Raw genomic sequence first — 4,638 nt, 5'->3', positions numbered from 1 at the left:
ACCCGATGATGATGACGTTACGGACGTCGGAGCTGGTCATGGTTCAGTCCTTCTGGTCGGTGGGGTGATGGGGAGCCGCTGGCTCGAGCGAGGCACTCAGGCCGGGGGCCACGTTGGGTGTGCACGTTGCGGGTTGGCTCAGCCGGTGGACGAAGGACGCGCCGGCCAGGGCGAGACCCAGCAGCCCGGTCCCCGTCTCGACGGCCTCCGACAGGACGTACCAGACCGAGCCGATGGCCATCAGGCCGCCGGCCGCTGCACACGGGCCGCAACCGAGGTCGAGCGAAGCGCCCTGCCCCGGCATGGGAATGAAGGTCGACAGGGCCAGCGCAGCGAGGGTGCCGGTGGTGAGCGACAGGGCCGTCCACGCCGGCGCGATGCCGACGTTCCCGCCGGTCCGTGACAGCACGAGCCAGGCGAGTGCGGCGCTGGCGACGACGGCTGCCACCACGCGTCGTCGCGGCCACCGCCGCAGCCGCTCCTCGGCGACAAGAGCCGCCAGCCGCTGCGCGGGGGGCGGGGCGACGGGGCCGTCTCCGCGAGGGGTCATGGGGTCGTCCATCCGGTCGCGAACATACCCCACAGGGTATCAGTCATGGAGGAGAAATATACCCATGGGGGTATCTGTTAGGCTGACTGCAGTACGACACCCACCCCGGAGGAACCGATGTATTTCACCCAGTACTACCTCGACTGCCTCTCGCAGGCGTCCTACCTCGTCGGCGACGAGGGCACCGGTCAGGCCGTCATCGTGGACCCCCGCCGAGACGTGGCCGAGTACCTTGACGACGCCACGGCGCACGGCCTGACGATCGTCGGCATCATCAACACCCACTTCCACGCCGACTTCCTCTCCGGGCACCTCGAGCTCGCCCGCGAGACCGGCGCCTGGATCGGCTACGGCGCGGCCGCGCAGCCGGAGTTCGAGGTCCGGTCGCTGCAGGACGGTGAGCGGATCAGCCTCGGCGACGTGACGCTTGAGGTCATGGCGACCCCCGGCCACACCCCCGAGTCGATCAGCGTCCTCGTCTACGAGCATGCCGACGACGAGGTCGCCTACGGGGTGCTGACGGGCGACGCCCTCTTCATCGGCGACGTGGGGCGGCCCGACCTGCTCGCCTCCGTCGGCGTGACCGCCGACGAGCTCGGCCGGATGCTCTACGACTCCGTCCAGCACAAGCTGATGTCGCTGCCCGACTCCGTCCGGGTCTTCCCGGCCCACGGCGCCGGCTCCGCCTGCGGCAAGAACCTCTCGACCGAGCGGCAGTCCACGATCGGGGAGCAGCGGGCCTTCAACTACGCCTGCCAGCCGATGAGCGAGGCCCAGTTCCTCGAGGTCGTCACGGCCGGCCAGCCGCCGGCCCCCGCCTACTTCATCTACAACGCGACGCTCAACAAGCAGGAGCGCGGCGTCCGCGACACCGACGCTGCCGCGCCTGCCCTCACGGTCGAGCAGGTCGAGTCCGCCCTCGCCGGCGGCGCCGTGCTGCTCGACGCGCGTGACAACCAGGAGTTTGCGGCGGGGCATCTCCGCGGTGCCCTCAACGTGCCCTGGGACGGCCGCACGGCCGAGACGATCGGCGCGGTCCTCACGCCGGAGCAGCAGGTCGTCATCATGGCCCCGGAGGGCCAGGAGCAGGACGTCGCGACGCGGTTCGCCCGGATCGGCTTCGACAACGTCCTCGGCTATGTGGCCGACCCGGAGGCCTACCTGCTCGCGCACCAGCAGGACGTCACGCGGGCGAGCCGCCTGACCGTCGGGCAGGTCGCCGACGTCCTAGACTCGGACGACGCCCAGATCGTCGACATCCGCGGCGAGGGCGAGCTCGAGGCAGGCATGCTGCCCGGCGCCCGGCACATCCCGCTCGCCCAGCTCGTGTCCCGCGCCGGCGAGCTCGACCCGGCCAGGCCGGTCCTGCTCTACTGTGCCGGCGGCTGGCGCAGCAGCGTCGGGGCGAGCCTCCTGCGGCACCGCGGCTTCTCCGACGTCAGTGACGTCCTCGGCGGTTACGGCGCCTGGTCCATGGCGCACGCCGTCGCCTCCTGAGCCGCTCGAACACGAGGCCCGGGTCCGTCACGGACCCGGGCCTCGGTGCGTGCGGACGGTCAGCTCACGCTGGGAGCCGGCTCAGCGGCATACGGCCGGATGCCCCTCACCTGGCGACCGCGGGGCCGCCACGTCCCAGCGGTGCCGAGGCCCCGTTCAGCGCCCGCGAAGGTGTGCCGCTCAGCGGGCCGCGGGGTGTCGGGTCTCGTACATCCGAACCGCGACGACGACACCGGAGACGACGGTGACGGCTGCGACCGCCCAGACGGCAGCACGGACGCCGAAGGCGTCAGCGATGATGCCGGCCATGACGGCGCCGACGGCGAACCCGCCGTCGCGCCAGAGCCGATAGACGCCGACGGCCCGCGCGCGCCACGACGGGTGGGCGACGTCGCCGATTGCGGCGAGCAAGGTCGGGTAGACCATCGCGGTGCCCGCCCCGAGCAGGGCGGCAGCGAGGGCCCATGGCAGGAAGCTGTTCGAGAGGGCGATGAGGGCCAGGGCGATGCCCTGGAGCCACATGCCGGCCGCGATGAGCCACTTGCGGCCCCAACGGTCCGACAGGGCACCGGTGACGACCTGTCCGAGGCCCCACACGGCCGGGTACAGCGCGGCGAGCAGACCGATCCGTCCCACGGAGAGGCCGGCCCCGGCGAACAGCACCGGGAACAGCCCCCAGGCCAGGCCGTCGCCCAGGTTGTTGACCATGCCGGCCTGGCTTGCTGCGGAGAGGGCGGGCTCACGGACGCTGGTGTGCACGAGCACCTCCCGGCTGCTGAGGTCGGCGTGCAGGTGGTCGTGCCGCCCGTCGGAGCGTGGCTGGTGGGTGGCCGCCTCGAGCGCGGCGTGCTCCCGGGTCTCCCGGATGACGAGGCCGGACAGGCCTAGGCCGACGGCGGCGAAGGCGATCCCGAGCAGGAACGGGGCGGGCCGGAGTCCATACGCCTGGGCGAGGTAGCCGGTGGCGAGGGCGGTGAGGCCCACCGCGCCGTAGCCGGCCGCCTCGTTCAGGCCCATGGCCAGCCCCCGTCGAGCCGAGCCGACGAGGTCGATCTTCATGATGACGGTCGTCGACCAGGTCAGGCCCTGGCTGACGCCGAGCAGGACGTTGGCGGCGATCACCCACGCCCAGCTGGGCGCCCAGATGAGCAGGAGCGGGACCGGCAGCGCGATGAGCCAGCCCACGACGAGGACCGGCTTGCGCCCGTAGCGGTCGGCCAGGGCACCGGCGAGGTAGTTCGTCGCGGCCTTGGCGACCCCGAAGGCGACGATGAACGTCAGCCCGGCCGTGTGGGCGCGCAGTCCGAACGCCGACTCGGCCAGGAGCGGCACGACGGTGCGCTCCTGGCCGAGCATGCCCCCGACGAGGGCGTTGACCGCCACGAGCAAGGTGAACTGCGCGGCATTCTGACGCAGCCCGAGGACCGGATGCCGAGGGAGGCGCGACGGGGTCGTCGGTCCCGTGCCGGCGAGTCCCACTGCCGTGATGGGCTTCATGCAAGCGTGAGGAAGAGCTTCTCCATGGCGGCCTGCTCGGCCGGCTGGACCCCGTCCGGGTTGGTGAGGCACTCCCGCAGCCCGGTCGAGACGATCGCGTAGCCGGCGCGGTCGAGCGCCTTGGTCACCGCGGCCAGCTGGTTGACGATGTCCTGGCAGTCGCGGCCCGCCTCAATGAGGCGGATGACGCCGCCGAGCTGGCCCTGGGCGCGCTTGAGTCGGTTGATGACGGGAGCCATGTCGTCGGGGTTGAGGGCGACCATGTCGGGTCCTTTGAGGGGTGAGGCCTGGACGACAGGACGCGTCCCGGCGGTGGAGATGCGAAACGGCCGCCCGTCTCGACCGGAGGGGACCTGAAGGGTCGAGACGGACGACCGGCGTGGGGCCGGAGTGGGCTCAGCGGGCGCTGGGCTGCTCCGGGGCGAGGGCGGCCAGCGCCCGGCCAAGCCGTTCGCGAGCCTCGGCGGCGACAGCGTCGAGGCCGGGGTTGGCCGTCAGCTGCTTCATGACGTCGGGGTCCATGGCCTCGACCATGGTGTGGTCGTCATCGAGGGTGCGCACGACGACGTTGCACGGCAGCAGCAGCCCGATGGACGGCTCCGCCTGCAGCGCCGCGTGGGCGAGCGGCGGCCGGCAGGCCCCGAGGATGACCTGAGGCGGCACGTCGACGTCGAGCTTCGCCTTGAGGGTCGCAGCCATGTCGATCTCGGTGAGCACGCCGAAGCCCTCAGCGGCGAGGCGCTCCTTGGTCGCCGCGACGGTCTCGTCGAAGCCCTGGTCGACGGTCGTGGTCAGTGCGTAGCTCATCTGTGCCTCCTCAGGCGGTCTGGGCGGTGGACTGCTGCTCGGCGCGCTGGCGCCGGACGTCGTCCATGTCGAGCTCGCGAACGGCGGTGATGACCTGCTCGAGCGCGGCGGCCGGCAGTGCGCCCGGCTGGCTGAAGACGAGGATGCCGTCACGGAAGGCCATCAGGGTCGGGATGGAGGTGATCCGGGCGGCGGCGGCGAGGGCCTGCTCAGCCTCGGTGTCGACCTTGCCGAACACGACGTCGGGGTGCTGCTCGGACGCGGCCTCATAGACGGGCGCGAACATC

General features: G+C 71.9%; 6 protein-coding genes. 1 reads left to right on the top strand and 5 read right to left on the bottom strand.

Going from position 1 to position 4,638, the window contains the following annotated elements:
• Positions 1-43: 43 nt before the first annotated feature.
• A complete protein-coding gene (locus tag N864_RS19415) occupies positions 44-550 on the bottom strand; it encodes a hypothetical protein (RefSeq protein ID WP_155893022.1) in 507 nt (168 codons plus the stop codon).
• A gap of 117 nt (positions 551-667) precedes the next feature.
• Between N864_RS19415 and N864_RS19410 the strand changes: the two genes are divergently transcribed.
• The gene (locus N864_RS19410; protein ID WP_034721164.1) at positions 668-2,047 is read left to right on the top strand and encodes an MBL fold metallo-hydrolase; all 1,380 of its coding nucleotides are present in this window, start codon (positions 668-670) and stop codon (positions 2,045-2,047) included.
• 180 nt (positions 2,048-2,227) lie between these two features.
• Here the strand turns inward: N864_RS19410 and N864_RS19405 are convergent, their stop codons facing one another.
• The 4 genes from N864_RS19405 to N864_RS19390 form a co-directional block, all read right to left on the bottom strand.
• Positions 2,228-3,544: an MFS transporter gene (locus N864_RS19405; RefSeq protein WP_081794047.1), complete on the bottom strand. Its 1,317-nt coding sequence runs from the start codon at positions 3,542-3,544 to the stop codon at positions 2,228-2,230.
• Positions 3,541-3,807, bottom strand: a complete 267-nt coding sequence (locus tag N864_RS19400; protein WP_034721161.1) for a metal-sensitive transcriptional regulator — start codon at positions 3,805-3,807, stop codon at positions 3,541-3,543. The genes N864_RS19405 and N864_RS19400 overlap by 4 nt, the downstream gene beginning before the upstream one ends.
• 133 nt (positions 3,808-3,940) lie before the next feature.
• On the bottom strand, positions 3,941-4,351 hold the full coding sequence (locus N864_RS19395; protein ID WP_034721158.1) for a DUF302 domain-containing protein: 411 nt from the start codon (positions 4,349-4,351) through the stop codon (positions 3,941-3,943).
• Positions 4,352-4,361: 10 nt separating this feature from the next.
• Positions 4,362-4,638, bottom strand: a 277-nt coding sequence (locus N864_RS19390) for a thioredoxin family protein (protein WP_034721155.1), incomplete at its 5' end; no start/stop codon positions are given.

The organism is Intrasporangium chromatireducens Q5-1, assembly GCF_000576575.1.
In the GTDB taxonomy this organism is placed as follows: domain Bacteria; phylum Actinomycetota; class Actinomycetes; order Actinomycetales; family Dermatophilaceae; genus Intrasporangium_A; species Intrasporangium_A chromatireducens.
The sequence above is the reverse complement of the archived record's forward strand: the minus strand, read 5'-3'. Positions and strand labels throughout refer to the sequence as shown.

Excerpts from the sequence above, each read along its gene's own strand:
- N864_RS19415 (WP_155893022.1), bottom strand. The coding sequence starts at position 550 with ATGACCCCTCGCGGAGACGGCCCCGTCGCCCCGCCCCCCGCGCAGCGG.
- N864_RS19410 (WP_034721164.1), top strand. The coding sequence starts at position 668 with ATGTATTTCACCCAGTACTACCTCGACTGCCTCTCGCAGGCGTCCTAC.
- N864_RS19405 (WP_081794047.1), bottom strand. The coding sequence starts at position 3,544 with ATGAAGCCCATCACGGCAGTGGGACTCGCCGGCACGGGACCGACGACC.
- N864_RS19400 (WP_034721161.1), bottom strand. The coding sequence starts at position 3,807 with ATGGTCGCCCTCAACCCCGACGACATGGCTCCCGTCATCAACCGACTC.
- N864_RS19395 (WP_034721158.1), bottom strand. The coding sequence starts at position 4,351 with ATGAGCTACGCACTGACCACGACCGTCGACCAGGGCTTCGACGAGACC.